This is a genomic window from Salsuginibacillus kocurii DSM 18087 (genome assembly GCF_000377705.1).
Classification (GTDB): domain Bacteria; phylum Bacillota; class Bacilli; order Bacillales; family Marinococcaceae; genus Salsuginibacillus; species Salsuginibacillus kocurii.
The window spans coordinates 232922-259892 of the sequence record NZ_KB898625.1; the positions used below are offsets into that span (position 1 = coordinate 232922).

Below are 26971 nucleotides of genomic sequence, written 5' to 3' on the forward strand. Positions count from 1 at the left end.
TTAAACATCAGAGCTGCTCAGGCGATGGAAGTTTTACTTCATTTTCCATTTATTGAAATGTCATGTTACTTGGACGTTTTCAGCGTAATTTAATACGTTTTTCAAGAAATTTGGACGTTTCGACAAGATTCTCGTACGCTTTCGACAAAATCCTGGACAGTTTCCTCCCTCTACACTCTGGACCACTATGTATAGTCCCCGCGACCACCGTGCTGATTGGTTAAAATGTCAATTTATAGTATAATAATTAGGAATTTGAACACAGAGATGTCTTACATAAAAAGGGGTCTAAACAATGGAAGCTTCTCCGCTTACAACTGTGCAAGAAGAAATCAGAAAAGTCTTAATTGGTAAAGAACAGATGACCGAGTTGGTGATGGCTGCGCTGGTGAGCAGCGGCCATGTCTTGTTCGAAGATGTGCCCGGCACTGGAAAAACCATGTTTGTTAAAACGCTCGCGCGCATCCTGGATACAGATTTCAGCCGCATCCAATTCACCCCGGACCTCTTGCCGGGTGATGTAACAGGCATTCAATTTTACAATCAGAAGACGAATGAATTTGAAGTGAAGTTCGGTCCCGTAACGTGCAACCTGCTCCTTGCTGATGAAATCAACCGCGCCACCCCGCGCACGCAATCAAGTCTGTTGGAAGTGATGGAAGAACGGCAGATGACTATCGATGGGAAAACGTATCCACTCCCAGATCCGTTCTTCGTTTTCGCCACCCAGAACCCGATTGAAAGCGGGCAAGGCACCTTTTCTCTGCCAGAGGCACAACTGGATCGTTTCTTAATGGTGATTGACTCAGGGTACCCTGACATAAACGAAGAGAGAGAAATGTTGCGGCTGCAGCGAGGCACGGCGGAGCCTATTGATGAGGTAGACTCTGTCCTTTCGCCAGCCCAGCTGAAAACGATGCAGCAGGAGGCAGCGGAAGTGACTCTTTCAGAGGATGTGGAGGCCTATTTATTAGACATTGTCCAGGCAACGCGCACGGATGCTTCGGTGGAAACGGGCATTTCCCCGCGCGGGACGATCGCTTTCATGAAGAGTGCCCAAGCGCTTGCCCTTTTACATGAGCGCTCGTATGTAGTGCCACATGATTTGAAACGCCTCGCTCTGCCCGTCCTGGCCCACCGGCTTGTATTAACGCTGGAAGGCTCGTTTAAGCAAACCAAACGCGACGTGATGGCTACTATTCTCGAAAAAGTCGAAGTACCGGTTGAAGCGGAGGTCAACTAATGGCTCAACCTTCATCTTTAACATATTCCAGACGATACCATGCCCTCGCCTGGATGACTCCATTTCTCTTGCTTGGCGGAGCTCTGTTTACATCGACTGTGCTCTTTACGTTCGGACTTTTGCTCATGCTGTTTGTCTTTATCAGCTTTCAGTATCTTCGCTATCAAACCCAGCATGTCAAACTCATCAATCCTCGCCGCACACAATGGTTTTATGAAAATGAAAGCGGAGAGTTTGTGATCAGCTTAGAAAACCATGGCCTCCTTCCGCTTCACGCCGCGACTGTGACCTGTACAGTTTATAATGTAGCGGGAGCAGTCTCGATGGATAAGACTGCACATGCAGAACTTCCTGTAACGCTTGAGCCTAAATCGACAAATGAAGTACGCATTCCTTTTGAAACGGTCCAACGGGGCGTGACAGAGATTCGCGCCGTTCATATGGAAGTCTTCGATGTTATCCGCGCGGGCAAAGCCTCGCTTACCTTTGCTGCCGCTTATACGAATGAAGCCTGTGTGTACCCCATTCCTGCTCCGCGCAAAGGGCTCGCCGACCACCTTTTTTTACGACCTGGTAATCAATCGATGCCACTGTCTGTCTTTGAAGATCCACTCTTAAAAATCGGCGCGCGCGACTACGCATACGGCGATTCGTTTCGTTCCATAGACTGGCACGCAACCGCCAGGCAGCAAGCTCTTCAAACGAAGGAAGTGGAACGCCAGCAGTTTCAGGAATGGTCACTGTTTATGAACGTAACGGAAACAAACAGTGAGCGCTTTGAACAGCAACTTAAAGAAATGGCGTATCTCATCTTAACAGCGGTGGAAAAAGGGGTAACCTTTGAGTTCTATACCAACTTACAATTTGCGCGCGGCGGCATTCTTCATCATCCGCCCGGTCAAGGCAAAGAACATGGACGAGCCGCCCTTCAGCTACTGGCGCGCATTAAGAAAAACAGCGTCCTCTCTTCATTTGACCGGTTAGTAGAGCATGTAGAAAAATCCAGCGGTATCAAACCAATCGTATTTTACAGCGCTCTGGAGGATAAAAAGCCAAGCAGACTCACCCGCTGGCAACAACACGGCACGAACCTGCACACCTTTATTCCGCATCCAGCTAGCGAACGAGAAGCTGAGACGTTGGAGAAGGAGGCAGCCACTATATGAAAAACGCTCCCCTTCTCTATCAAGGCTTACAATTACTCTTTTTTTCGACGCTCCTTTATTTAGTAGTGTGGCAATTGTATGCACCTGCTGGTTTGTTCGCACCGGTCGTTCCTTTTAAGCTCTTGATTGCTGCTAGTTTTTTTGCCTATCAGGTGGGATTGAAAAAACTACAGCAAAGCTGGCTCCTGCCGCTGCCACCTATTGTCGTTTTTGGCTTGGGGCTTACAGCAGGGATGGGCTGGTTAGAAACGCTCCTTATTGTGATTGCCTCATTTGCTTTCCAAATCGCGCGAGAAGAAAAAGAAAGCGAAGACTTAGAGTTTCTCATATTGTTTATCAGCTTAGTCTTAGTGATATTTTCTTTTCTCGTGTATCCTTACTTTCCATGGCCTGAAGCGTTCTTTCTCTATGGGCTGGGGCAATTTATCCTCCTGCTACTCGTCCGTGGTATATCAACAGCTCTGCTCTATAGTACAACGACAAAAGAGGCGCTGAATCAAAGTAAATGGACAGTATCTGTAAGCACAGGTTTCATTGGTTTAGCTGTCCTTCTCTACGGGATCTGGCCAGCTGTGCTTGCCGTCACTCAGCAAATAACTCACCTTTTTCTGCAAGGGCTGTATTACCTGCTCCTGCCTCTTTCTTATCTGGTGAATTTCATCATAAGCCTCCAGGACGAAGAGGCAGTGGAAGACCAGGAAGAAGAAAATAATGACAGCGCCGGTGAGGCTGAATTGTTTGCCAACATTGGTGATGAACCTGCTGGCCCGCCTGGTGCGCTCGTATGGCTAATCGCCGCACTCATCATAGGAGCGGCTACCTACTTCTTAATCCGTTGGTTAAAGCGCTACGCCAAACGACAGCGCCAGGAAGCTCCCGCTAAAGCACTTGCTTCCTCTGCCAGACAAACAAGAAGCGTCAGCTCTTCCGTTACGAGGCAAAAGAAAAAACGGCCATGGTTCCATACCGATTCGATGGTCCGGCGTAAATTTGCCAAGGTGGAAGCCGCTTATGCTGCTCATGGTTTTTCTCGAGATCCTTCCCAATCGGTCGAAGAATGGGGAGAACAATCAGGTAAGCAGGTAAGCAAAGCTGCTACTACGGTCATCGCCCTTTACAGTAAAGTCCGCTACGGCGGCCAGACGCTCACCAAAGCAGAAGAAGAGACGTATAAACAAGCAGTAAAACAAACGCTGCAAGATATGAAAAACTATAAGCGCGGCGCGTAATGCTTCTTCGTTTGATCACACAAAAAACGCCCTGTGTTTAATTCGAACAACTAAACACAGGGCGTGATTTATACCACTTCCGCCTTCTGTTCCCCTTTATTCCAATTAAGGCCCACACCTTGATAAAGGAGCATCACCAGCGCGGCCACTAGGTTTACCGAAAAAAGAGGCAGCACGCCTGGCAGCGCACGAACCAGCATGACAAGCAAACAGAGCCCAAGCGCTAATACCACTATCCGTTTCGGCGAAATAAAAGCGAGGTATATGGTTTCTTTAGCTGCCGCCCTCAACTGAGTATTCCTCCCTAAAGGTACAGCAGCAATAAGTAGCAGGTAAGAAAGAAAGAGCAAAACGAACAGATGGATGCTGATTAAGACGTACTGAAGCAAACCGTCAAAGTGCAACAGAATATAAATGTTGACTAAGAGAAACGAGACCAAAAGCCCGTTTATCAACAGGACTGTATTGGCCTGCACAAAAGCAGCTTTGTAAGACTTCCAAAAAAACCGCAGCGGAACCGGACGCTCGCCAGCCGCCCAGCAGCGAATCAAAGCCAGGCAAGCAACAAACGAAGGGTAAGCCCCAAAAACAAGTGCTCCAGCAAGCGTTCCGCCCATCCAGAGCAGGTTAGCGACAGCCAGCCGCATAATCCAATCGCACACTTTATAGATGAAATCTCCTGTTCCACTCATACGTAACGCCTTCCCTTATTTCATTTATACACGCTTTAAGGTTTGTGTTAACGCACTCACTACAGACTCCACACCGTATACGGTGCCTTTCTCCTGCTTCAGTACAATCGCCTCATGAACGTCTGTTTCCGGGAGCACCAGATTGGTGATCGTAAATTTACCACTGTCCATATAAACTTCCACCGAAGAACGATCGACGATAATATCAAGGTCGAGGATGCCATTTAGTTTTATGCTTTCTGGCAGCTTCACTTCCACTGGATAGTGATTGGAAAATGGCTCCTGTTCGTTCGCTTTGCGCGAGACGAAGACCACCTCGTGCTCAGTGTCGATCACGAATTGAAAGGGCGAATGTCCCTCTGACTTGAAAAACTCTAGCCGTGTGCGCTTATTTTCTGTCAGGTCGAGGATAACTTGCCAGCGCAGAGGCAGTTCGGCTGTCGTTACCCGCCAGCTTTCTCCTGCTGCAACCAAACGGGCCTTTTCTGTAGTTTTCTTGGAACAAATTTCATCCAGTTGGCATACCGGTGTTTGCACGAGCACCTCTTCTCCTTCAATCCGGTGCAGTTCCAACTGGCGTGGCAGCGACATCGCACTACGCCATGGATCTGTTGGAACCACATTGGCATACTGCCAGTTGCTCATCCAGGCAATCATGATTCTTTCTTTTCCTTCTTGCGGATGGTCAGAAAAAGACTGCGCCGCGTAAAAATCTTTGCCATAATCCATCCATTTAAAATCCTGAGGGTTATGATCCAGCGTATAGCTCTTCCCGTCGAACTCTCCGATAAAATAAATACCTCCGGACCCGCCCGCATAGGCCCCGTCATTTACATCAATCTGCAAAATCCATTTCGTTTCACCTGATTGCTTGTGCTGGAGCGGAAACAAATCAGGACATTCCCAAATCCCTTCGGTCACATCCCAACCGTCACCGACTTCTTGCAGGAACGACCAGTCGCGCAAGTTTACAGATTGGTAGAGCATAACGGATCGTCCGGTTGCAAGCACCATCACCCATCGGCTGCTTTCCTTGTGCCAAAACACTTTCGGATCGCGAAAGTCAGCTCTGCCTGGGTTTTTAATAACTGGATTCTCCTCATATTTCAACCAGGTGCGGCCGTTGTCTCCGCTATATGCCACACTCTGCTGCTGCAGCCCTTCTTTATGATGAGTGAATAGCGCGACCAGCCCGTGACCACCGTCAAAGAAACCGCTCGAGTCCTTCCAATCGACGACAACGCTGCCCGAGAAAATGGTTCCGTGCTCATCTGGAAAAAGAGCGATTGGAAGATGACGCCAATGAAACAAGTCATCGCTTACGGCATGGCCCCAGTGCATCGGCCCCCACTCTTTGCCATCTGGATGATATTGATAAAACAAATGGTACTCTTCTTCATAGTAGACGAGCCCATTTGGGTCGTTCATCCACATTTTTTCTGGCGTAAAATGAATGTGTGGCCGGTACCTTTCTTGGTAATAGTCCTCTGTTTTTGTCTGGCTAACATTTGTCATTGATTATAGCACCCTTTCCTTTTCCTCTCTGTGGACACTTAGTTTTTAGAGCCTGTATGGGTTAAACCTTGCACGTAATAGCGCTGCAGGAATGTAAATATAAGTAGCATCGGAATCGTTGCTACGGTGAGTGCTGCCATCACCTGCCCCCACCTCACTGGTTCTTCGTTCATAAAGTACTGAAGCCCAATTTGAATGGTGCGTATGCTTTCATCAGAGGCAACAACAAGCGGCCATAAAAAGTCGTTCCAATGGTTAATAAACAAGACGATCGCCACGGTCGCAAATACTGGTTTAGAAAGCGGCACAATAATCCGGAAAAAGATGCCCAGCTGCGAACAGCCATCGATTTTCGCCGCTTCTTCCAGTTCACTCGGAAAGTCCATGAAAAACTGCCTGAATAAAAAGATAGCAAAGGCATTGGCAATAAAAGGAACAATCAATCCAGTAAACGTATTCACCCAGCCAAGGTTATAAACGAGCACGTATAAAGGAAGAAAAATGCTTTCCGGCGGAATGATCAAGGTCGCGATAATCAATCCAAGCCAAAAGCCGACGAGCGGGAATCTGAACCTGGCCAACGCATAACCGGCCATGGAATTGACCAAAAGCCCGAAAATAATAATTCCAATCGTATAAATTAAACTATTGATAATATAGCCCATGATATCCACGCGTTGAAACGCTTCTATATAGTTTTGAAAATAATGGCCTTCCACATCACCTGGCAATGGAGGCAGAAACGCTTGCAGAGAAGTCATGTCACTGAATATTTGCAAATCGCCCTTAAAAGAAGAAACGATCATCCATGCCAGTGGGAAAAGAAAGACAAATGTTAAGACTACCAATGTCATGTATAAAAACACTCTTGAAATGATTCGTTTTCTACGCATGTCGCTTCACCCCCGTTCTTCCTTAACCAATATCCGCTGCACGATCGTAATCACTAAAACGATAACAGTGAAAACAACAGCCATGGCTGATGCATAACCGACATCCCGATAAGCAAAGCCCGCTTCATATATGTGATAAACCAGAGATTTCGTCGTTCCAAGCGGTCCGCCCTGCGTCATAATCATTGGCTGGACAAGCAGTTTGAAAGCCGCAATTGTAATCGTGATAAAAATAAATAAGGAAACATTCCGCAAACCAGGAAGCGTGACATGAACGAACTTTTGCCACGGGCTGGCTCCGTCAATATCCGCCGCTTCATACAAATGATTCGGAATATTCTGCAGCCCGGCCAGAAAAATCATCATTTGAAAGCCGGCACCCTGCCAAACGGACATGGCAATAATAGAGTTCATCGCTTGATCCGGGCTTGTTAAAAAAGGCTGCTCCGGAATCCCTATCATGGCCAGCATTTCATTGATCAGCCCTTCACTCGGGTTATACATAAACGTCCAAAGAATCGAAACAACAACGAGTGACATGACAACCGGTGAAAAAAAGGCAGTCCGGAAAAATACGCGAAATTTAAGCTTTCGATTAATCAATAAAGCAAGCCCCAACGCCACGGATAACTGGACCGGCACCACGATAACCGTAAAATACACCGTATTCCAAAACGCTTGAATAAACTCGGGATCTTGGAAAACAAACATAAAATTATCCAAACCAATAAATGAACGGTCATCCGGCGTTAAAATATAAAAGTCGGTGAAACTATAATAAAAGGCCGCTCCCATTGGATATAGGAGGAAGATTCCTAATAAGATAATAGCTGGCGATAGGAAAAAATAGCCGGTGAGGGCTTCTCTTCTTTTGGCAGAGAGCCCCTTCTTTCTTTGTTGTTTCGGCTTACGGCCTGGTTTAGGCTCTTTCGGATAGACTTCGGCTTCTTCCTGTTTTTTCAAACTATCCATCACTGCACCTCCTGTTCACCGGTCCTGCTGCGCAGAACCTATGTAAAGAAGGGGCAAAGCATATGCCCCTAGTCTTGAAACCTGCGCAATTCTCGTTCTACCCGTTGAATTTGTTGGTTAGCTACGCTTTCATAGTCTTCACCTAAAGCCGCGGCATGAAAAGTTTCGGCAAAAGCGTCGGTGAGAACTGGATACGCCGGTGTGGAAGGGCGTGCTTTTGCAGTTTCTACGACTTGTTCTTCCATAATGCTCCATGGCAGATCATCAAAGCGGTCCAGCTCTTCAAAGGCAGCTTCCTGGGCAGGAGGCATGCCGGTTGCTTCGGCCACCCTGATCGTGGACTCTTTATTTGTCATCCACTTCATCAATTCAGCTGCTTCTTCAGGATGTTCGGAGTTAGACGTTACCCCGTATGCCATGCTTCCGGAAGGTGAGTATTTTTCATCAGCATAAGGGTACGGCATAATGCCCCAATTAAGCCCGGCATCATCTGCCATACCGCCAACCCATGGGCCTCCCAGTGCCATAGCTGCTTCGCCTTCTTGAAATTGGGTCTCAGGAGGACTTTCGGAAACAACACCATCTTCAAAAAGGGTTTGAATATACTCGAAAGCTTCCAGGCTTTCTTCAGCATTTAAATAACCTTCTACTTCTGTTCCATCTTCAGAAATGAGTTCTCCGCCATTTGACCAAATAAACGGGGCTCCCATGAAGGTCAGCCATTCACCTACACCTTCATTCATAAAGAGATTCAAGCCATAGTAATCCTCTGTGGTAAGTTCCTGAGCATTTTCGTGAAGTTCTTTCCATGTCCACGCTTCATCGAGAGAATGGGCTGGTTCAATTCCATGCTCCTCTAATAGGTCTTTGTTATAATAAAGCAGGACGGAAGCTTCCATTGAACCAAGCGAGTAAAGTTCATCTTGGTAGGTTCCCTGTTGGATAATGGAATCAACATAGCCATCAATAGTCTCGTCGTCTATATAGTCATCTATCGGCTGTAAAACATCGGACTCGGCAAACGCTGCAACATATGGACCATCCACCGCCATAATGTCCGGCAAGTTCCCGGCAACGAGAGCTGCGTTAATACTGTCGCTGTAGGCACTTGCTCCATCGTCAATAATTACCTCAGCATCTACGTAAATGTCGTCATGTTCTTCGTTAAAAGCGTCAATTCGTTCAATATAAGCTTCGGTCTCCTCTTCACCTGTCTGATGGATCCAAAATTCTAAGACCGTTTCCTCGTCACCAGTCGCTTCGGTGTCGGTGTCGACAGCACCGGTTTCTACTTCATCACCGCTTCCTTCTTCCTCATTACCCTCTGAATCTTCTGACTCTTCCGGCTCTGCTGTACCTTCTGTATCCTCGGTCTCTTCTGATGCCGCCGGCTCCTCCGGCAGAGCTTCTTCACCGTCATCTCCGCCCTCCGCACAGGCTGCAAGTATTACTAAAAGAGTTGAACTTACAATAAAAGCAGGAAATTTCTTCACGTTTACTCCCCCTAACTAAATATAAATTAATCCAAGTGCAATTAAACCATCGTTTAAGATCACCCCTCCTTAAGCTAGTAAACGATTACGTAATCGTTTACGTAAAGTGTATAAGAAAAGGCTCGTTAAATGGAGCCTCTTATTACGAGTTCGGCCTCCAACCATTCTTCATAAGCTGAAGCTTGATCTCCGTGAATTCGCTTAAGCAATTGGTTGACTGCTGCTTTCCCAATCTCGTGAGCCGGTTGGCGCACCACCGACAAAGGGGGCGAAACGATGCGCATCCAGTCATAATCATCGTATCCGATAATAGCGATTTGATCAGGAATCGGCACACGGTGCTCCTGCAGATAGGACACCGCTCCCATGGTCATAACGTTATTGGCGATGAAAATCGCAGTAACCCCTTTATTGTACAGTTCAGCCGTCAGACGGTAGCCATCATTCAGTGTAGCCGGTGCTTCGCGGATAAGTTCATTGTTTATGGAAAGGTGGTGATGCATAAGAGCGGCTTTATAGCCTTCCAGGCGGTCATTGCTTGTCGTAATGCCCAGCGTCCCTGAAATCAGTCCAATTTGTTCATGCCCTTTAGCAACTAACGCACTCACCGCTTCAAACGTAGCCTGGTAATTGTTGACGAGAACAGTGTCTCCTCCCCAGCTCTTTGGCTTACGGTCAATAAACACAACCGGATAATCTTCGCTAAAAGCGTCCTCATAGTTCTTTCCTGCCCCGTTAACTGGTGCCATAATCAATCCATCTATAAACTGGGCATTAAATACTTCTACCTGTTCTCTTTCCGTTTCAAACTGTTCATCAGAATTACTTAATATTAAATTATAGCCTTTTTCTTTCAAATACTTTTCGATGCTGTTGGCAATTGACATAAAGAAAAAATTGGAAGTGTCGTCTGCTACGAGCGGTACAATTAAACCTATCGTATAAGACTTCCGGCTCCTCAAGCTTCGTGCCACCCTGTTTGGTTGATAGTTCAAGCGCTGCATCGCAGCATACACTTTCATCTTCGTTTCTTCTGCAACATAGCGTGTTTCGTTTAACACGTGTGAAACTGTAGCGGTAGATACATTAGCTTCTTTGGCAACTTCTTTAATCGATGACATATAAGTTCCTCATTTCAATATCAGGTATTAAATCGTTTACGTAAACGATTACCCGTTAAATATATGTTATCGCTTTCATTTTAAAATGTCAATAATTTTTAGATAACTTTTCTGTCTTTGGGAGGCGGTGGGGTTTTACTGGCCTCCTCCCAATAGACCAAGCGCTCATAAAATACAGCTACCACGAACGCAAAAGAAAGATAGACAAATAACGTATTTACTTGCTGTGAAGCGAGCAAGCCTTCCAATTCCAGTCCCGCACCCATTCCGATTGGAAAAAGCTGCAGAGGCAGAACGCCCCACAAAAGTACCCCGTAAAAACCTGCAAGTATGTAAAATTTGCGCGTAATATATGTAAGCAGGGCAAAACCAAGGCCAATATTCCAGCTCACAAGTAAGTGAATCATCCAGGAAAAGAAGAGCAACCCTTCCCCGACTGCAAAACCGGCTGAAGCCACCATGCCTGCCATCTGCAGATACAACCCATAAATGATACTGGCTGCAGTACCAGCGAGCAGGCCGAAAAAGAGGCGTTTTTTTAAGGTGTGAGCAGGGGCTTGGTCTATCATTTTTCTCTCTCCTTTGCCTCCAGTCTATCCCCCTATTCCCACTTTAATAAGTAAATAAGCCATACATTATGAAGAAACGTTTATTCCTTCATATAAAGTTTGTGCTGTTTACTTCTGAATTATATCTCTCGCCCCTACTTACGCTGCGTTAAGCTTCAATATCCTTGATCAGACGTGCGGGATTTCCCCCCACTATCACATTATCCGGCACATTTTTTGTCACGACCGCTCCTGAAGCAATAACGGCATTGTCCCCGATTGCCACACCCGGGTTTATAATCGCCCCTCCGCCAATCCAGACATTATTTTCAATGGTGACAGGTCTTCCATATTCTGCTCCACCTGCTCTTTCCACTGGTTGCAGAGGGTGCGTAGCTGTGTAAATGTGAACGCCTGGACCCATTAGGCAATTTTCTCCCATCCGTATGTCGCAAACGTCTAAAAAGACACAATCAAAATTAGCAAAGAAATTGTCTCCGACGTGAATGTTATACCCGTAATCACAGCGAAATGTAGGTTCTACGTATGCATTTTTTCCCAACGAACCAAATAGTTTTCCTAAGAGTTCAGTACGTTTGCTTACTTCTGTCTCTAACGTTTGATTAAATAACCGGACGAGGCGCCGCGCTTCCTCTCTTTCGTTTATGAGCTCAGGGTCATCGGGTCGATATAATTCCCCGGCTAACATTTTCTCTTTCTCCGTTTTCATCATTGTTTCTCCTTTGCTACTATAAATTGGTGACTTCCTTAACTGGCTTGCCACATGGAAAAAGCGTATGAGAGTCTCCCCATACGCTTATTTCATGTGCCTCTTCACCTGTGTAATTAGCCGAAGTCTGCTACCTTTCGTCTACATGGCGGTCTTTCCATAGCTCCCGCTTAATATGGCGAAGCTCAGGCAAAATCAAACGCGTCATTGCCAACCGGACCGCCCCGGAAGATCCCGGCGTGCAAAAGATAGCTTTCCCTGCTTTCGTGCCGGCCAAGGCCCGGCTCATCAGGGCAGCAGAACCGATGTCTTCACTATAGCTTAAATAGCGAAAAAGTTCGCCAAAACCGGGGATTTCCTTGTGAATAAGGGGTTGCACGGCTTCAATCGTTACATCCCGCTCACTAATCCCTGTTCCTCCATTAAGCAGAACCACATCCACCATTTCATTTTCAAGCGATTGCTGAACGGAACGTTGAATTTTTTCCATCTCATCTGGCACAATCGTCCGGTCCAACACCTTTAGACCCTCTTCCTCAAGTAAAGAAAGCATTAACTTTCCGCTTTTGTCAGTCTCCAACGTACGAGAGTCAGAAACAGTTATTACATCACAGCGCACAAGCTCTGGCGCTTCTTCTTTATGCTCGTGTACTGCCATCAGTTCCTCCTTCTTTCTTTTCCTTCTTTTCTTTTTTATAGGCTTCATGCTTCTTGTTTAAGACTTTTTTCAACTCCTCATGTTTTCGCCTCGCTACTAAAATGTAAAGAAAATCTTCTGCTTCAATCGTAATATCTCCATAAGGTGTAATCAACTCATCATTGCGGACAATCGCTGCAATACTTGATTTTTGCGGAAACGGGATTTCATGGAGTTTTTGCCCAACCACCGCTTTATCTTCACTCACCTTGAATTGTATCATTTCCGCATTGGCTTTACCCATTGAGATCAACTCAATTGAATGATGGGGCGTTTCTTTTTTCGGGCCTGTTAACTTTAACGTTTTAGCAAGCTGTGAAATCGTGGCCCCTTGCACTAAAGCCGACGTAAGCACAATGAAAAAAACGACGTTAAAAAATAATTGGCTGTTTTCCAGTCCAGCTACAATCGGGAAAGTGGCTAATACAATCGGCACCGCTCCGCGCAAGCCGGCCCAAGACACAAAAGCTTTTTCTTTTAGTGAATATTTCAGCCCAAGGGTAGACACAAACACAGCAATGGGGCGAGCAAGAAACATCAAGACGACTGAAAGCAGCACCCCATTAATAATCACGTCAAGCGTAAAGAGTTGACCAGGAAACACGAGCAGCCCCAAAATAATAAACATCGAGATCTGCGCCATCCAGGCAAAACCTTCATTGAACTGGAAGATGGCGTATCGATACGTAAGTTCTGAATTACCGATCACAAGAGCGGCCACATAGACAGCGAGAAACCCGCTCCCTTCCAAGAATGCAGTAATACTGTAGGTTAGAAGTGCAAAGGCAACGGAAAAGATCGGGTACAACCCACTCGAATCCAAGTTAATCCGATTAATAGAAGCAGAAGCAACTTTTCCTAACATGAGGCCAAGGAGAAGACCTAAGCCCATCTGCCAAAAAAAGTTTGGTAAAAGCAGCCAGATACTCATCTCGTCTCTTAAAATCAACTCAATAAATGAAAGCGTAAGAAAAACAGCCATCGGATCGTTCGTTCCGGACTCCGCTTCCAGAGTGGCTCCAAGCTTGACTTTAATATTTCGTTCTTTTAACGCAGCAAAGACAGCTGCCGCATCTGTTGAACCAACGATAGCCCCAAATAGGAATGCTTCCAGCCAGGTGATATCAAAAATAAGGTGGGCTCCGAGAGCAACAATCGCAGAAGTAAGCAAGACCCCTAATGTAGCAAGAAGTAATGACGGGGCGGCCACAGACTTAACCGTTGTCCATTTTGTTTGAAGACCCCCTTCAAACAAAATGATCACCAAGGCAATAATACCGATAAGCTGAGCTACTTCAGCGTCACCGAAGTGAATAACCCCTAATCCGTCACTGCCCATCAGCATGCCGACAAGAATAAACAGAACAAGTGAGGGTACACCGAGCCGGTTAGAGAATTTTGCAACCACAACACCGCTGATTAAAAGGAGGGCGCCAAGTAATATAAATGAGTCTATCCCAAATGAATCCAATATCATGCGTGTGCCTCCTGAACCAGTTTCCACTATTCATTTTTAGCTTATACTGATAACAATAGGGTAGTACATATTTATGTAATAAATGCGTAGTGTATCATCAGAAAAAAAGTAAAAATAGGAGAGTATTTCATTTTCTATTTTATCATTTCAAAAAAATATTGAAAGAATTCTGCTTTTCTAATGAAAAGATAACCGTCATAGAGGCACGTTTTTATATTGGTCCATAAGCTTGACCCTTATAGGCTCAAACCTTATTCTGGCGACTGAATTAACCCCAATGCATCTTCGATATTAATGATACAGCTGATGCCCTGCCCTGGCTGCTCTAGGTCTCCAGCTTGATTTGCAGCTTCCATGACTTCTGCAGCACTGCTTTCACTCGTAACGGTAAAAATAATTTCTTTTTCCGGCACCACCATTTGCCCAAAAAACTTTCCTTCTGCATGCTCTCCTTGTCCTCTTCCTCTTGTGACTGACCACCCCTGCACGCCTATGTTTTCAAACGCTGCTAAGACTTCTTTTGCTTTATCTTCTTTTACGATAGTTACCACCATTTTTAAATTATCGTATTGCATGTGTAGTCCCCCTCAAAAATGTGTTTCTCTATCACCTACTCCTCCTTATTTCCCATAAGTCTATCGTGTTAATCAAGTTTATTTATCTCCGTAAAGATTGAACAGGGACCTGCTTAATAGTAAGAAGGGGTACGTTACCACCGTGACCGTTGAAAAGGAGAGTTAGTGAGGGGTTCTCCTTTCACCTTTCATACATAGAAGCCATTGAAAACTTACAGTATGTCATATCCATAAATAATAGAGCTCTCTCAAAAGCCTTTGTAAAAGAATCAATTTCATCATTCAAAATAAGTTGTTCAAATCCGACTAATGAATGTGACCTTCACTTCAGACGGAAGCTTTCCCGAGAGCTTGTCTTCAGCTACCTTCTTCGATGTCAAAACCCTCGAAAAAGTGAATCTTCAGACTGCGCTTTATCCTCTGGGAGTCGCCGTCTTACATTTCAGTCACTTTTGAAATTCCGTATACTAAATAAAAAACAAATAGATAGTATTCGTTTTATTGCTCATAAAACGTCATTATGAAATTGATTCAAAACATTAAAAAATGGAGTAGGTGCGCAGTGACGGGCTCTCTTTGCACAGCCTCGCCTTCCGCTTGCGCAGTGACTAGGTCGGAGTGTGGCGTGATGTTGTTCGAATGCGATGTCACGCGTTTCCCCTCCTATATTTTCGAGATGCCAGCGGCGCACACGGAATCATCCCGTCGTCATATGAGGATTAGAAAAGGGGGCTGCCCTTTTGAGACAGCCCCCCCTTTTTTCTTCTCTTCATGCTTAAATTAAGATGGTGACCCTTCTTCTTCCTCGCCTCTTCTCTCCTCCTCATCTTCTCCGGGCTCAGCTAGAGATTCTTTCCGGTCCACGACTACGGCAGCAGACGCATCACCAACAACATTGACCCCGGTTCTAAACATATCCAAGATTCGATCAATACCTGCTATAAGAGCGATACCTTCAAGCGGCATATTTAAGCTGGTTAAAACGAGCGTAAGCATAATCAGCCCAGCGCCAGGAACCCCGGCAGTGCCAATGGAAGCTAAGGTAGCAATCAACACGACCGTAAGAAGCTCCATCGCTCCTAGTTCAATTCCGTAAAATTGAGCAATAAAGAGTACGGCTACCCCTTGATAAATCGCAGTACCATCCATGTTTATCGTTGCGCCAAGAGGGAGAACAAAGCTGCTCGTTCCTTTTGAAACACCGAGATTTTCGGTCGTATTTTTTATCGTAAGAGGAAGCGTCCCCGCACTACTCGCAGAACTGAAAGCAAAGATTCCGGCAGGCGCAATCCCTTTCAGAAAGTGAATAGGGTTCATTTTCCCAAACGTGCGAACAGCAAGCGTATAAATAACCGCTACGTGAATAATACAGGCTACCGCAACAGCTAAAATGACTTGCAACAGCGGTAGGAGAATAGACAGCCCATGGTCGCCAATAATTGGAGCAACGAGACCAAAGACTCCAATTGGGGCCAGTAAAATGACAAAGCTGGTGATTTTGAACATGACTTCTGAAAAGCCTTCAAAGAAGCGATAAACAGGCTGGGCCCGTTCCCCAACAGCTGCAATGGCGATCCCTAAGAAAAGAGCAAAAAAGATAATCTGGAGAATCTCGCCTTCGACTAAGGCTGCAAATGGATTTTCCGGAATGATATTTAACAGCGTATCCACAACGCCTTCTGTCTCTTCTGTCTCAGCGGCCGTTTCATCGATGCTCTCTTCTGGTATATCAACACCTTCACCTGGAGAAAACAGATAGCCCATGCCCAAGCCAAGGGTGATGGCAATGGCCGACGTCGTTAAATAATACGCTACCGTTTTGCCTCCAAGGCGACCAATTTTCTTGATGTCTCCAGTGCCCGCCACCCCTACAACTAGCGTGGCTAAAATAAGAGGAGCAATAATAAATTGAATCAATCGTAAAAAGGCGTCCCCGAGCGGAGATACAACTTCTACTTCCGGGCCAAAGATGACGCCCGCAATAATAGCAAGAATAAATGCAATTAAAATCTGGGTGAGAAAGTTCACTTTCATGTTCCTGCCCCTTTCTTTAAGTTTTCGAATAACCTCAACTTTACCATGCTTCAGCTTAAATACAATACTTGACACTTATATTAGATTACGTCTTATACGTCAATATTTTGAACTGACGAAGCGCTCATATTCTAAGTCTTAGGCTCGCCTTCAGTTCTAGTTTGTTTCTCCTACTATAAGCAAGTTTAAATTATCATAGCTGTGTCCAAATTACTTGATGTAGTGTAGCCAACCGTAATTGGTTGGAGATGGACAAGGCTTTCGGTAAGATGAAAAGTGTACCAATAACAAGCAAGGAGGCTGCATACGATGGACAAGAAAAAGCTCTTTATTACAATTATGGCAATGGTATTATTTTCCTTTACAATTGAAAAGCCAACCCCCGCAGCAGGGGCCCCTCTTCTCACTCACGGTGATGAAGATGCATCAGTCGTTCAGCTGCAAGAACAATTAATTCAAGCCGGTTACTTACATACACGTGCAACCGGCTATTACGGAGATGCAACCCAGCAAGCTGTCCGGACGTTACAAGAGGACTTTAACCTAGCAGTGGACGGGATAGCAGGAGGGACAACCCAAAACAAACTGCACGAGGTTGAACAAATGGCACGGGTCGTTAACGGCGAAGCACGCGGAGAAGAGTATAAAGGTCAAGTGGCAGTAGCTGCTGTATTGAAGAACCGGCTCCAGGCCGCTGACTTTCCAAATGACGTAGAGAGTGTGATTAAACAAACCAATGCCTTCACCGCCGTGCAGGACGGTCAATATGACTTAGAGCCGGGACCGACGGCGTACCAAGCGGTAGCGGATGCCTGGAACGGATGGGACCCAACCACTGGGGCCACCTACTATTATAACCCTGCCGAAGCCACATCGGATTGGATTTTCACACGCGACGTCCGTTTAACAATCGGGCAGCACCATTTTGCTGACTAAGAAGTAGACAATGTATGCGTTAAATAAGCGAAGCGACGGATCAGAGGATTCGTCGCTTTGTTTGGCTCTAGGTCAGGACATGTTTGATTTTTACAAGGTGCAGATTAAGCTTACTCATCACCAAATCAAGGGGGATGCGAGCAAAAACATATCACCAAGGAGGAAAACGAGAAGGTTTTACCTAATACTATGACAGGAAAGAAAACTATGGAGGTGATAGAATGAGCGATCAATATTTCATACCACAAGCAATTATCACGAATTATAAAGAAGTCAATAAAGATGAGAATACGTACTTGTTAATTGAAGACGGATACGGCATCTACCCGCTGGATGAAGAAATCCGCGTAAAAAAGACGAAAGAAGACCGTCCGCACGCCATCGGCATCATTCATAAATTAGAATGGGAAAATAAACGGACGATCCTCACCTTCTCGTTAACAAAATTAATCGGCGTAAACTAACGAGAAAGCTCCCCCTCGCTGCAGCGGGCTTGACCATTGGGGAGCTCTTTTCCTGTTCATCCCGCTTCAATTTTTTACTTCCACTCTTGCAGCAGCGCCTTTAATGCTTCCACTTCTTCGTCAGAAAGCGTGATGCCTTTCCCCATTTTTTCATGATCTGGGGACCAGTCGCGAATGTCGTACTTGGGCGGGCGCTCGTTCCAACTCACCAAATTCAACTCTTTACGCCAGCCTTTCGGAGATTCAGACAGCACCCCGATCGTTTCAATAATTTCATAGTTAATAGAAGCCATTTGATTCACCTTCCATATGTATCGTGTTTTGCTGCTGAATTAGGTAAAAACAACAGCTCAGTCCCTATTCATTGTAAATGCTCTATCCCTTAGACGCTAGATTTGTAGCAGAATGATACCGGCGATAACAAAGATAAGCGTAACCGCCTGTAAAAGCGTGATTTTTTCCTTTAACCAATAGATCGATAGAAACGCAACAATTAAACTATGAGAAGCAAAAATGGGCGAGACAATACTAACCGGACCATCTAGTAAAGCGAGCGCATATAGTTGCATGCCTCCGAAGGAAAATATACCTGTAAATAGGCCAAATAAAACTGTTTGCGTTAGTGTCAGTCGCTTTTGAATCGCAACCAGGCGCTCTGAGCTCTTCGTTTCGCTTCCAGCTGCCTCCTTCTCCATGCTTCTGCTCTGATTCCACCAATAATAACCAGACCAAATCGCTCCAAACAAATAGCCGTACATCAACACCGGCGTATTGGCAAGCCCAAGTTCTTCTGTTACCTTCAGGCCGCCATTTCGAAAGAAAAACAACAACATCGCCACCGTCGTAAGCAAGTACCAAACCCGGTTGGTGATTGAAGTATCCTCCTTCGAATCAAGCGGCAATATCATAACCGCAGCTATAATAAGCGTAATGCCAATCAGCTCACGCGCATATAACACCTCGCTGTAGACAAAAACACCCATAAGAACAATCAATAAAATGTTTGTATTTACAAACGGTGACGTTAAACTAGCGGGGCCGTATTTCATCGCTTTCATAAAAATCAAGTTTCCAAATGTAGAACCAACCCCCACGACCAGTCCGCTTACAAGCAGCGGCCACGTCACTGTTAAGCTATGTTCCCAAGCTGCGACAACTACAAAACCCGCTGTCCCACTCAAATAAACCCCGAAAAAGTAAGGCCCTAACAACACCTCGCGAAAAGACGCATACTTCATAAAAAACGCCCCAAGCCCAAAAACAACCGAACTACATAAAGCAATCAAAAACCAAGACATCGAATCCCCCCTTGTTGAAGAAAAGCGAAGAGCGTTTGCGGCGCGGTGCTGCACACTTTCCGGGCACACCACCATTGGCGCAAACAGTGGCGACAGACAAGATAAACCGCTAACGTCCAAAACTAGAGATGGTAAGATCGCTGTTCATTGGCGAAGAGACCTTGTGAACACCCATCAACGGACATTTGTTCCATTATTCAATCTATGTCCGCCTGTGCAAATTATCGTTTATTTGTTCCACTAATCCGTCCATCTCCTTAGTCTTTCATAAGGATTCAGGCAAATGGCTGAACGCATGTCCGTAACTCGAAGAAAAAGGCCTCACTTTGGGTCAGTAGCGGAAATTACCTCTCCCATAACTTAAACAACGTCGTCCGCAGAAACGGCCCTCAAATCAATCATCCGGTCTAACGCTGGCCAAGAAGCGAAGACATTTTGCCACGGATCGACAAATAAACAAGCCCATCCCGCTTCTCTTATTGGCCTCTAAATGCCATTTTGCTTCATTAAAAAGGCTCCTTACCCGTGGGCAAGGAGTCAGTATTTCGAATTTAGTTCATTGTAGCATGTTTTCTCGGTCTTCCCTACAATTTAGAGATGCTTAATAGAAAGGAACTATCAGTAATTACGATACGAACCCTGATCCATACGGAATGGCACTATTAAATGCCCTAATGAAGGCAAACGAAACGCTCTTCTGCTTTACCTGTCGTTAGTCAGCTGGTTCGATTTCTACTTGTATAACCCCGACATCAGGACTCACGCCCAATTCCTCAAAGGCTTCACGATGCAAACTAATCTGATTTGGTTCATAACCTGGCACTTCATCAACTACGGTTACCTTAATTTCTTCTTGCTGGGGGGTGGAGAGATTGGTGATGTGCAGCTCTTGGCCGCATCGGTACGGAGCGTCCTTGCCTACGGCGACTGTCATATAATCATCAGTCGACCACGGAATGCCGCACTTTGTTACCTCACCACCTTCTGTCCAGGTCGCCTGCCCTTGCACAGCATTTGGGCGGTCATAATAATAGTACGGATTAACGGGCTGCATACGGTAATAAGGGGAAGGTGCATACGCAGGTCCCGGGTACGCGTATCCTGCATAAGGATGAACATAAGGCATATAAGCATACGGATAATACATACGATCGTCCTCCTGGCGTAAGAAATATATTAACCAAATATCTAACTTGTTGGCCCTCTCACCTGTTATGTTGATGAGGAGGTGGACATAACCCTCTGTACTACCATATGTTCCTGGGAGGTTGACCGGTGACAAGAAACGGAGGAATGCATTGTTTTGTTGTGCTGACGGCTACATGCCTGGGCGTTCCCTGAAATTTTTCGCACATTGTGTATATCGCAGCGATTTACAACGAAAAATATCAAGGTTAAACCGTAAAGGAGGAATGAAAACATGGAAGCCCAACGAGCGCAGGAAATTTCGAATTCAGAAAACATGGCAAATGTCAGGTACAACGGAGAAAATGTATACATCGAGCATGTCGATCAACACCACGGCATCGCTACGATTCATTCCCTGAACGACCCCGATCACAAGCAAAGTGTTTCGGTAACAGATTTAGAAGAACAATAATTCGTCACTCCGCACATAATTCAGAGACCTAAAAAGCCCCGCGCTGGCCCGTAGATACGGGCCGGCACGGGGTCTTTTATGGAAAAACTCGTTTCCCCAGCTTTCAAGAATTGGCCAGTTTCTCTTTTAACAGCTCTTCTGCCTCAGCAGCCGGCACGGGCGGGCTGTAAAAATACCCTTGTCCGAACCCTCCGCCGTGATGAAGCAGGAATTCAACCTGTTGCTCTGTTTCAATTCCTTCAGCCACTAAGTCAACGTCTAAGTTCCCACCCATATCCAACATTGTTTTTACCAGCGAGGAAGCTTTCGCATCGTGAACCACCTCGCTGACAAAGGACTTATCCAATTTCAACACGGAAACAGGCAACTTGCTGATCGCACTTAACGAAGCATAACCGGTGCCAAAATCATCAATCGCAAAGGTGACGCCAATATCCCCCAGTTCTTGAATGATCCTCTTGGATTGGTCAATGTTCTGCATCACGCTTTCGGTAATTTCCAGCGTGAGGTATTGAGGTGCTAACTCGTGTTCGGCAAGAACGTTTTTAACATCTTCTACAAAATGATTATTCTCAAATTGCAGCACAGAAACGTTGACTGCAACCTTGAGATAATAGCCATTTTTCTGCCACTCTTTATTTTGGTTGCAGGCTTGTTCAAGCACCCATTTTCCAATCGGCACAATCATTCCTGATGCTTCTGCCAATGGAATAAACTCTACCGGCGAAACGAGTCCCAACTCTGGATGCTGCCAGCGCAGCAAGGCTTCAACGCCGTAGATCTCCCCGGTTTTCAGCTCAACTTTTGGTTGATAATGAAGCTCAAACTCCTGATTGCGGAGCGCCTTCTTCAGCCCGCGCTCCAAAGTAATGCGCCGGTCGACAACACCCTGCTCCTCAGGAATGTAAAAATGATAATTATTTTTCCCGTATTTCTTAGCCATGTACATGGCAGCATCCGCGCGTTTGATAAGCGTGTCGTTATTCTGCCCATCGCGGGGATACAAACTGATGCCGATGCTGGGTGAGGTATACGTATCTTCGCCATCCAGCGTGAACGGAATCGAAAATTCATCAAGAATGCGCTCAGCCACTGCTTTTGCTTCGTCCGCATCGCTGTCTTCCAATAGAATGATAAATTCATCTCCGCCCTGCCTGGCGACAACATCCCCCTGACGCACGCCTCTTAGCAGGCGCTCACCCACTTGTATTAACAATTCATCCCCCAGGTGATGGCCCATAACGTCATTGATAAATTTAAAACGGTCCAGGTCGATAAACATTACCGCGAATGAATGGTTTTTACGTTCACAGCGCACCAAAGCCTTTTGCAGTTCATCGTTGAACATGGAGCGGTTCGGCAATCCGGTTAACACGTCGTGGTAGGCCATGTGTTTGACCTGGTCTTCCGCCTTTTTGCGCTTCGTAATATCGACGAGCACACCATGAAATTCAACCGGTTCAGCATCCTTAAAAATAGGCGTGCAACGGTCTTCCACCCAGCGGATTCCGCCGTCCGGTTGAATGACGCGGTACTCCATCTGCACGTACTGGCCGTCTAAAAGCCGGTCGACATGGGTGGAAAGACGGTCGAAGTCTTCTGGATGAATCGCTCTTTTCCACCTCTCTGCGAAACCTTCATCATTTTCTGGTGAAAAGCCATAGATCTGTGTGACGTTTCTAGACATATAGGTCATATTTAATGCTTCATCCATTCTATAGATGCAGGCGTTCACATTATCTAACAGTTGCTGAAAGTCTTCCTGAGCTTGGTTGATTGCTTGTTCCAAATTTTTCCTTTCTGTTAGGTCGTATGCGACGCCGTTTAATTTGACGACCTCTCCTTTATCATTTTTCTCAGGGTCGCCAAAGACATAGACCCACCCCTCTTTCCCATCTTTGTGAAAAAACCTCCATTCAGCGGTCGATTCTTCTCCTGCTAAAAGCCTTTGATAATGCGCCTCCACCGTATCTTGATCGTCAGGGTGCACCCTCTCGAACCACAGATTATAATTCTCCTCGAACTCTTGCATCGCAAAACCAAAAATCTGTTCAATTCCCTTGGAGACCCCCATCTTTTCTTGCAGGAGGTCTATCCTCCAAAATAACGAATAATTTTTCGTGAAAATACTTTGCATCTCTTCTTTGCTTTTTTTATATTCTTCCTTCTTTTGTTCTACGTCAGCTTTGGTGTTCTTTAATGTCTGATTGAGTTGAATGATGCGGTCAAACTGCCTGCCGGTGAACCAACCGACTATAAGCAGGAGCATGCTTCCCACTGCAGCAGTGACAGTATTCAAGCCGTCACTTGCCAACACCAAAAACATACCATTGACTATTACTAGTACGACTCCTGCGACTCGACCTTTGTATGGCACGTTTTACCCCCTGGCGTGAAGTTTTGATCTATTGTTACTAAAATAACATAGATTCTACTTGCCATCATGCCAAATGTCCTCTCACTTGCATCCTAGCCAGCTGATAAAATTAACGTACAAAAATACGGTAGCAATCTGTCGAGAATGTAGGCGGGATATCAGAAGTCAGAGCGCGTAAAACAATCTTTACTGGCTAATGGATCAAGCGAACGACCGCCCTCCGCGCGTCACTCCTGCATCCGCGGGCGATTGAAGTCGCCAAGGAAAGCTCTAAGGAGGGGACAGTGGGGAGGCCATTTGGACGTTTCTTCGAAAAAATGGACAAAATGAACTCCAATTTGGACGTTTCGACAATTCTCTGTTACACTTCGACAAATTTCTGTTACGTTTCGACATATATTTGGACGTTTCTAAACGCTGAGCTTTATGGTTCTGCTCTCTCCTGAAATCGCCCACCTCCCTCCCGATCCCGCTCAACCTTGTTCTGATTCTGCTCACCCAACCACTAGTATCAAGCACCTCTCCAATAATTCCCTAATCATGAAATAAAAAATACCACAGAACATTGTCCTATGGCAGAAATTTTATACTTCTTATTTTTTTTAAAAAAAGACAACTCGCCTGATTGGCAAGTTGTCTCTCCTGACAGTATGACTGTCCAACGGCCTAATGCCTTTTGTTTAGAGTGAATCGACAGCTCCCTTTACCGGTGCCGTACCAGTCACAACTTGAAACTCTTTTCCAATTGTTTCATCGTTTTCTAAACTGGCCACAATCACGCGGGCTACGTCTTCTCTTGGCACTTCATTTCTGTCCACTTTGCTTGCTGCTTCTACTTGGCCGGTTCCTTCATCATTGGTGAGCAAGCCGGGATGGATAATGGTGTAATCCAGGTCCGTGTCCTTCAACCATTCATCGGCATAATGCTTTGCTGCCACATACGGTGCAAAGGACGAATTCGCTTCCTGAATCGCTGCACGAGTCGTATCAAACGAACTAATCATAATATACCGTTTCACGCCGGCTGCATTGGCGGCTTCAATTGTTTTCACGGCACCGTCCAAATCAATCATGATGGTTTTGTCTTTGCCTGTGTGTGGGCCGGAACCTGCGGTAAATACGACCGCGTCAACGCCCTCCGCTGCTTTTGCCATCGTTCCAATGTCATCTTCGAGGTCCACCACAGCTGTTTCCGCGCCCAGATTTTCAAAATAGGAGGCCTGCTCCTCTTTGCGGATCATCGCTTTAGCTTCTAAGCTATCGCTCTCCTGGATAAAGGAAACAAGGTGTTTTCCAATTTGGCCATTTGCCCCAACAACAAGTACTTTCATGGTCTCCACCCTTTCTATGTGAACGTATTTAACCCTTTTGCCAAAATGGTTTGGCTTCTGAACCGATTATACCCCTCATGTTTGATGAGGTACAAGCTAGACGAATCGGTCTAGGAAGTGGCCGAGGGGGTCTGACACCCGCATCTCCGCCAAAGCGTCCGTTAATCGACAGAACTTCCTTTATTATTTCCAGGGAAATAAAATAATGACGATTGGTGGGAGTCATCAATTTTAATGATGAAAAAGCAGTTATCATGCGACCGATTGAAGAAACGGTGTCTGACCCCGTTTAGGTGGAAGCAGACACCGCCTTTTGACCCTATTCACCACAAAAGCTGCAACAAAAATATATAGCCGAGAACTCCGGTCACGAAGGCGCCGAGACTGCTGTCACGTTCGTCAGGAAGTTCTTCTTTCAGTACGTTAAGGATGATGGCCCCAGATAAAAAGGCGAAAACTAACGCAAAAATTTCCTCTGTAATCAACGCAAAGCTTCCTGCCACCGCTCCCACAATAATGGCCGAAGCCAGAATCCAGCGACCATACCGGTCATATGTCTTTTCATGGTGAAACTTTAAGCCAAAATCTATCACAAGAAAATGAAGTCCCATCACTATAACGAATAAGAACATTTCGACCCACCCGCCTTCTGCCTGATAAACGAGTAAATAACCAATTAATGAATTATAAAAAAAGAATAAAGCCACATGTGCCCAGAACGTGTCTATAACAGGAAGCTTCACTCTCCCTATCTTTTTACGTTTCTTGTGGGGCTTTTTCACAAATTTCTCGATCGCATAGAAAACAATTAAACCAAGCAGAGCCGTTACATACACATGATGCGCCATGTAATCCAAAATGCCTGCAGGTACCCCCTCTGCCACCGTTTCCTGATGCGCTTCCAGCTCAGGAAGTATGTGAAGGAAAACATAGGCTACTGAAATGCCTCCCGCAATGGACAAAAAACGGCTTCTGGGAATATGTTCGATAAAATGGAGACGCCCGACAGAGATATGCACGACTGCAAGAAGCACGGCCGCACTTATGATCAGCCAATTCACCAGAGATGACCTCCTTCAGTGGGAGGTTTCCCCTGTTTGAGATTTTTGTAACTTTTTCATACACCTTATATCTCCCAAAAATTATGAGGGTTCACTTGTTTTTGTGTCATTCCCTTCGGCTCAGAGAAAAGGTTTTAGTAGTTAAAATTGCTTCTGCAATAAACGAGAAGACCGGCTGATATGCTTTTACATACAAAAAAGCAGGCGCTTCGTTTTCAGCACCTGCCCTGACGCCTGTTTTTTATTATTTGGTGTAGTGGACCGGCTCGCCCGGACCGTCGAGCGTTACGGTTGTTTCACTCGGTTTGGTTTCGGCAATGACCTGGCCGCTTCGAATCGAATACCGCACCGGCGCCTGCTTGCGGATCGCTTCGTATTCATTTTCGGCAGCAACCACAATTAAGTTGGCGGCTTTCCCTTCTTCCACCCCGTACGTTTCTTCGATATTTAACGTTTTGGCGCTGTTTGCCGTAATGAAATCAATGCTGTTTACAATGTCTTCATAGCCCATCAGCTGCGTAGCGTGGATGCCCATGTGCAGCACTTGCAGCATGTTGCCGGTGCCGAGTGGATACCACGGGTCGAAAATGTCGTCATGGCCGAAGCAAATATTCATGTCGGCTGCTGCCAATTCCTTTACGCGCGTCAGGCCGCGGCGTTTCGGATACGTGTCAAAGCGGCCCTGTAGATGAATATTAACGAGCGGATTCGCCACAAAATTGATCCCGGACATTTTCAGCAAGCGGAACAGCTTGTACGTGTAGGCGTCATTATATGAACCCATCGCCGTCGTGTGGCTCGCCGTCACGCGCGCGCCCATGCTCCGCTCGTATGCTTCCTTGGCGACCACTTCCACAAAGCGCGACTGTTCATCGTCAATCTCATCACAATGAATATCAATCAGTTTATCGTATTTCTCCGCTAAATCAAACGCTTTTTCCAGCGAGGCTACTCCGTATTCCCGCGTAAATTCAAAGTGCGGAATGCCGCCGACAACGTCAGCGCCCAGCTTCAGCGCTTCCTCTAACAGCGCTTCGCCATTCGGATAGGACAAGATGCCTTCCTGCGGAAACGCGACAATCTGCAAATCAAGAAACGGAGCCATCTCTTCTTTTACTTCCAGCATCGCTTTGAGCGCGGTCAACTCAGGGTCTGTCACATCCACGTGCGTGCGGACATGCTGGATGCCCTGTCCGATCTGCCATTTCAAAGCCGTGGTTGCCCGCTCTTTCACATCTTCATGCGTGAGCGATTCTTTACGCTCTGACCAGCGCTGAATCCCTTCAAACAGCGTCCCGCTCTGGTTCCATTCCGGTTCGCCCGCAGTCAGCGTCGTATCCAGATGAATGTGCGGCTCAACAAACGGCGGAAGAACGAGCGAACCCGCGGCATCAATCACTTCCCCGCTTTCTTCAGTCGTTTCACCGGCCTGCGCAATACGTTTAATCCTACCTCCGTCCATGACGATATCCCACAGACCTTCCTTTCCTCGTAACGTTGCATTTTCAATTCTCAACAC

At 46.0% G+C, this 26971-nt stretch carries 25 protein-coding genes; 6 read left to right on the top strand and 19 right to left on the bottom strand.

Features of this window, described 5'->3' with window-relative positions; all coding sequences use genetic code 11:
* The first annotated feature begins 295 nt into the window (after window positions 1-295).
* Genes D469_RS0107750 through D469_RS0107760 form a run of 3 tightly spaced genes read left to right on the top strand, consistent with a single transcriptional unit; the run spans window position 296 to window position 3638 of the window.
* Window positions 296-1243, top strand: coding sequence for an AAA family ATPase (locus D469_RS0107750; RefSeq protein ID WP_018922819.1), 948 nt, complete (start codon window positions 296-298; stop codon window positions 1241-1243).
* Window positions 1243-2409 carry a DUF58 domain-containing protein gene (locus D469_RS0107755; protein ID WP_018922820.1) on the top strand — a complete coding sequence of 389 codons (1167 nt, stop codon included), beginning with the start codon at window positions 1243-1245 and terminating at the stop codon, window positions 2407-2409. Before D469_RS0107750 ends, D469_RS0107755 begins: the two co-directional genes overlap by 1 nt.
* The gene (locus D469_RS0107760) at window positions 2406-3638 is read left to right on the top strand and encodes a DUF4129 domain-containing protein (RefSeq protein ID WP_018922821.1); all 1233 of its coding nucleotides are present in this window, start codon (window positions 2406-2408) and stop codon (window positions 3636-3638) included. The genes D469_RS0107755 and D469_RS0107760 overlap by 4 nt, the downstream gene beginning before the upstream one ends.
* 68 nt (window positions 3639-3706) lie before the next feature.
* Here D469_RS0107760 and D469_RS0107765 read toward each other — a convergent pair whose 3' ends face one another.
* The 12 genes from D469_RS0107765 to D469_RS0107825 form a co-directional block, all read right to left on the bottom strand.
* The gene (locus D469_RS0107765) at window positions 3707-4330 is read right to left on the bottom strand and encodes a YesL family protein (protein ID WP_018922822.1); all 624 of its coding nucleotides are present in this window, start codon (window positions 4328-4330) and stop codon (window positions 3707-3709) included.
* Between the two features lie 24 nt (window positions 4331-4354).
* Window positions 4355-5845, bottom strand: coding sequence for a glycoside hydrolase family 32 protein (locus D469_RS0107770; RefSeq protein WP_018922823.1), 1491 nt, complete (start codon window positions 5843-5845; stop codon window positions 4355-4357).
* 38 nt (window positions 5846-5883) lie between these two features.
* Window positions 5884-6738, bottom strand: a complete 855-nt coding sequence (locus tag D469_RS0107775; RefSeq protein ID WP_018922824.1) for a carbohydrate ABC transporter permease — start codon at window positions 6736-6738, stop codon at window positions 5884-5886.
* A gap of 6 nt (window positions 6739-6744) precedes the next feature.
* Window positions 6745-7710 carry a carbohydrate ABC transporter permease gene (locus D469_RS0107780; protein WP_018922825.1) on the bottom strand — a complete coding sequence of 322 codons (966 nt, stop codon included), beginning with the start codon at window positions 7708-7710 and terminating at the stop codon, window positions 6745-6747.
* Window positions 7711-7778: 68 nt separating this feature from the next.
* Complete coding sequence (locus D469_RS0107785) at window positions 7779-9203, bottom strand: ABC transporter substrate-binding protein (protein ID WP_018922826.1); 1425 nt, start codon at window positions 9201-9203, stop codon at window positions 7779-7781.
* A gap of 125 nt (window positions 9204-9328) precedes the next feature.
* Window positions 9329-10324, bottom strand: a complete 996-nt coding sequence (locus tag D469_RS0107790) for a LacI family DNA-binding transcriptional regulator (RefSeq protein ID WP_018922827.1) — start codon at window positions 10322-10324, stop codon at window positions 9329-9331.
* Window positions 10325-10422: 98 nt separating this feature from the next.
* A complete protein-coding gene (locus tag D469_RS0107795) occupies window positions 10423-10893 on the bottom strand; it encodes a hypothetical protein (protein ID WP_018922828.1) in 471 nt (156 codons plus the stop codon).
* Window positions 10894-11041: 148 nt separating this feature from the next.
* A complete protein-coding gene (locus tag D469_RS0107800) occupies window positions 11042-11602 on the bottom strand; it encodes a sugar O-acetyltransferase (protein WP_018922829.1) in 561 nt (186 codons plus the stop codon).
* Window positions 11603-11732: 130 nt separating this feature from the next.
* Window positions 11733-12260 carry a MogA/MoaB family molybdenum cofactor biosynthesis protein gene (locus D469_RS0107805; protein ID WP_018922830.1) on the bottom strand — a complete coding sequence of 176 codons (528 nt, stop codon included), beginning with the start codon at window positions 12258-12260 and terminating at the stop codon, window positions 11733-11735.
* Window positions 12241-13776 (bottom strand): potassium/proton antiporter, encoded by a 1536-nt coding sequence (locus D469_RS0107810; RefSeq protein ID WP_018922831.1) that lies wholly within the window; start codon window positions 13774-13776, stop codon window positions 12241-12243. The genes D469_RS0107805 and D469_RS0107810 overlap by 20 nt, the downstream gene beginning before the upstream one ends.
* Before the next feature lie 251 nt (window positions 13777-14027).
* Window positions 14028-14351 (bottom strand): P-II family nitrogen regulator, encoded by a 324-nt coding sequence (locus D469_RS0107815; RefSeq protein ID WP_018922832.1) that lies wholly within the window; start codon window positions 14349-14351, stop codon window positions 14028-14030.
* Between the two features lie 780 nt (window positions 14352-15131).
* Window positions 15132-16385, bottom strand: a complete 1254-nt coding sequence (locus D469_RS0107825; protein WP_018922834.1) for a dicarboxylate/amino acid:cation symporter — start codon at window positions 16383-16385, stop codon at window positions 15132-15134.
* A 309-nt stretch (window positions 16386-16694) separates the two neighbouring features.
* Here D469_RS0107825 and D469_RS0107830 point away from each other — a divergent pair, with 309 nt between their 5' ends.
* A complete protein-coding gene (locus tag D469_RS0107830; RefSeq protein ID WP_018922835.1) occupies window positions 16695-17321 on the top strand; it encodes a cell wall hydrolase in 627 nt (208 codons plus the stop codon).
* A 221-nt stretch (window positions 17322-17542) separates the two neighbouring features.
* A complete protein-coding gene (locus D469_RS0107840) occupies window positions 17543-17785 on the top strand; it encodes a DUF2584 family protein (RefSeq protein WP_018922837.1) in 243 nt (80 codons plus the stop codon).
* Window positions 17786-17859: 74 nt separating this feature from the next.
* On the opposite strand, the gene D469_RS0107845 is transcribed toward D469_RS0107840, so the two are convergent.
* The 3 genes from D469_RS0107845 to D469_RS19875 all read right to left on the bottom strand — a co-directional run bounded on the left by D469_RS0107845 (window position 17860) and on the right by D469_RS19875 (window position 20230).
* Entirely contained in the window at window positions 17860-18078 is a 219-nt protein-coding gene (locus tag D469_RS0107845; RefSeq protein WP_018922838.1) for a YdbC family protein, read from the bottom strand.
* Between the two features lie 96 nt (window positions 18079-18174).
* Window positions 18175-19083 (bottom strand): EamA family transporter, encoded by a 909-nt coding sequence (locus tag D469_RS0107850; protein WP_018922839.1) that lies wholly within the window; start codon window positions 19081-19083, stop codon window positions 18175-18177.
* Window positions 19084-19795: 712 nt separating this feature from the next.
* Window positions 19796-20230, bottom strand: coding sequence for an RlpA-like double-psi beta-barrel domain-containing protein (locus tag D469_RS19875; RefSeq protein ID WP_018922840.1), 435 nt, complete (start codon window positions 20228-20230; stop codon window positions 19796-19798).
* 273 nt (window positions 20231-20503) lie between these two features.
* On the opposite strand from D469_RS19875, the gene D469_RS0107860 reads away from it, so the two are divergent.
* Window positions 20504-20683, top strand: a complete 180-nt coding sequence (locus tag D469_RS0107860; RefSeq protein WP_018922841.1) for an H-type small acid-soluble spore protein — start codon at window positions 20504-20506, stop codon at window positions 20681-20683.
* Between the two features lie 103 nt (window positions 20684-20786).
* Here D469_RS0107860 and D469_RS21030 read toward each other — a convergent pair whose 3' ends face one another.
* The 4 genes from D469_RS21030 to D469_RS0107880 all read right to left on the bottom strand — a co-directional run bounded on the left by D469_RS21030 (window position 20787) and on the right by D469_RS0107880 (window position 26968).
* On the bottom strand, window positions 20787-23060 hold the full coding sequence (locus D469_RS21030; protein ID WP_018922842.1) for a bifunctional diguanylate cyclase/phosphodiesterase: 2274 nt from the start codon (window positions 23058-23060) through the stop codon (window positions 20787-20789).
* 680 nt (window positions 23061-23740) lie between these two features.
* A complete protein-coding gene (locus tag D469_RS0107870; protein ID WP_018922843.1) occupies window positions 23741-24391 on the bottom strand; it encodes an SDR family oxidoreductase in 651 nt (216 codons plus the stop codon).
* Window positions 24392-24714: 323 nt separating this feature from the next.
* Window positions 24715-25452 (bottom strand): hypothetical protein, encoded by a 738-nt coding sequence (locus D469_RS0107875; RefSeq protein ID WP_018922844.1) that lies wholly within the window; start codon window positions 25450-25452, stop codon window positions 24715-24717.
* Between the two features lie 244 nt (window positions 25453-25696).
* The gene (locus tag D469_RS0107880; RefSeq protein WP_026286157.1) at window positions 25697-26968 is read right to left on the bottom strand and encodes a cytosine deaminase; all 1272 of its coding nucleotides are present in this window, start codon (window positions 26966-26968) and stop codon (window positions 25697-25699) included.
* Window positions 26969-26971: the final 3 nt, after the last annotated feature.

Excerpts from the sequence above, each read along its gene's own strand:
- D469_RS0107750 (WP_018922819.1), top strand. The coding sequence starts at position 296 with ATGGAAGCTTCTCCGCTTACAACTGTGCAAGAAGAAATCAGAAAAGTC.
- D469_RS0107755 (WP_018922820.1), top strand. The coding sequence starts at position 1,243 with ATGGCTCAACCTTCATCTTTAACATATTCCAGACGATACCATGCCCTC.
- D469_RS0107760 (WP_018922821.1), top strand. The coding sequence starts at position 2,406 with ATGAAAAACGCTCCCCTTCTCTATCAAGGCTTACAATTACTCTTTTTT.
- D469_RS0107765 (WP_018922822.1), bottom strand. The coding sequence starts at position 4,330 with ATGAGTGGAACAGGAGATTTCATCTATAAAGTGTGCGATTGGATTATG.
- D469_RS0107770 (WP_018922823.1), bottom strand. The coding sequence starts at position 5,845 with ATGACAAATGTTAGCCAGACAAAAACAGAGGACTATTACCAAGAAAGG.
- D469_RS0107775 (WP_018922824.1), bottom strand. The coding sequence starts at position 6,738 with ATGCGTAGAAAACGAATCATTTCAAGAGTGTTTTTATACATGACATTG.
- D469_RS0107780 (WP_018922825.1), bottom strand. The coding sequence starts at position 7,710 with ATGGATAGTTTGAAAAAACAGGAAGAAGCCGAAGTCTATCCGAAAGAG.
- D469_RS0107790 (WP_018922827.1), bottom strand. The coding sequence starts at position 10,324 with ATGTCATCGATTAAAGAAGTTGCCAAAGAAGCTAATGTATCTACCGCT.
- D469_RS0107795 (WP_018922828.1), bottom strand. The coding sequence starts at position 10,893 with ATGATAGACCAAGCCCCTGCTCACACCTTAAAAAAACGCCTCTTTTTC.
- D469_RS0107800 (WP_018922829.1), bottom strand. The coding sequence starts at position 11,602 with ATGAAAACGGAGAAAGAGAAAATGTTAGCCGGGGAATTATATCGACCC.
- D469_RS0107805 (WP_018922830.1), bottom strand. The coding sequence starts at position 12,260 with ATGGCAGTACACGAGCATAAAGAAGAAGCGCCAGAGCTTGTGCGCTGT.
- D469_RS0107810 (WP_018922831.1), bottom strand. The coding sequence starts at position 13,776 with ATGATATTGGATTCATTTGGGATAGACTCATTTATATTACTTGGCGCC.
- D469_RS0107815 (WP_018922832.1), bottom strand. The coding sequence starts at position 14,351 with ATGCAATACGATAATTTAAAAATGGTGGTAACTATCGTAAAAGAAGAT.
- D469_RS0107825 (WP_018922834.1), bottom strand. The coding sequence starts at position 16,385 with ATGAAAGTGAACTTTCTCACCCAGATTTTAATTGCATTTATTCTTGCT.
- D469_RS0107830 (WP_018922835.1), top strand. The coding sequence starts at position 16,695 with ATGGACAAGAAAAAGCTCTTTATTACAATTATGGCAATGGTATTATTT.
- D469_RS0107840 (WP_018922837.1), top strand. The coding sequence starts at position 17,543 with ATGAGCGATCAATATTTCATACCACAAGCAATTATCACGAATTATAAA.
- D469_RS0107845 (WP_018922838.1), bottom strand. The coding sequence starts at position 18,078 with ATGGCTTCTATTAACTATGAAATTATTGAAACGATCGGGGTGCTGTCT.
- D469_RS0107850 (WP_018922839.1), bottom strand. The coding sequence starts at position 19,083 with ATGTCTTGGTTTTTGATTGCTTTATGTAGTTCGGTTGTTTTTGGGCTT.
- D469_RS19875 (WP_018922840.1), bottom strand. The coding sequence starts at position 20,230 with ATGTATTATCCGTATGCTTATATGCCTTATGTTCATCCTTATGCAGGA.
- D469_RS0107860 (WP_018922841.1), top strand. The coding sequence starts at position 20,504 with ATGGAAGCCCAACGAGCGCAGGAAATTTCGAATTCAGAAAACATGGCA.
- D469_RS0107870 (WP_018922843.1), bottom strand. The coding sequence starts at position 24,391 with ATGAAAGTACTTGTTGTTGGGGCAAATGGCCAAATTGGAAAACACCTT.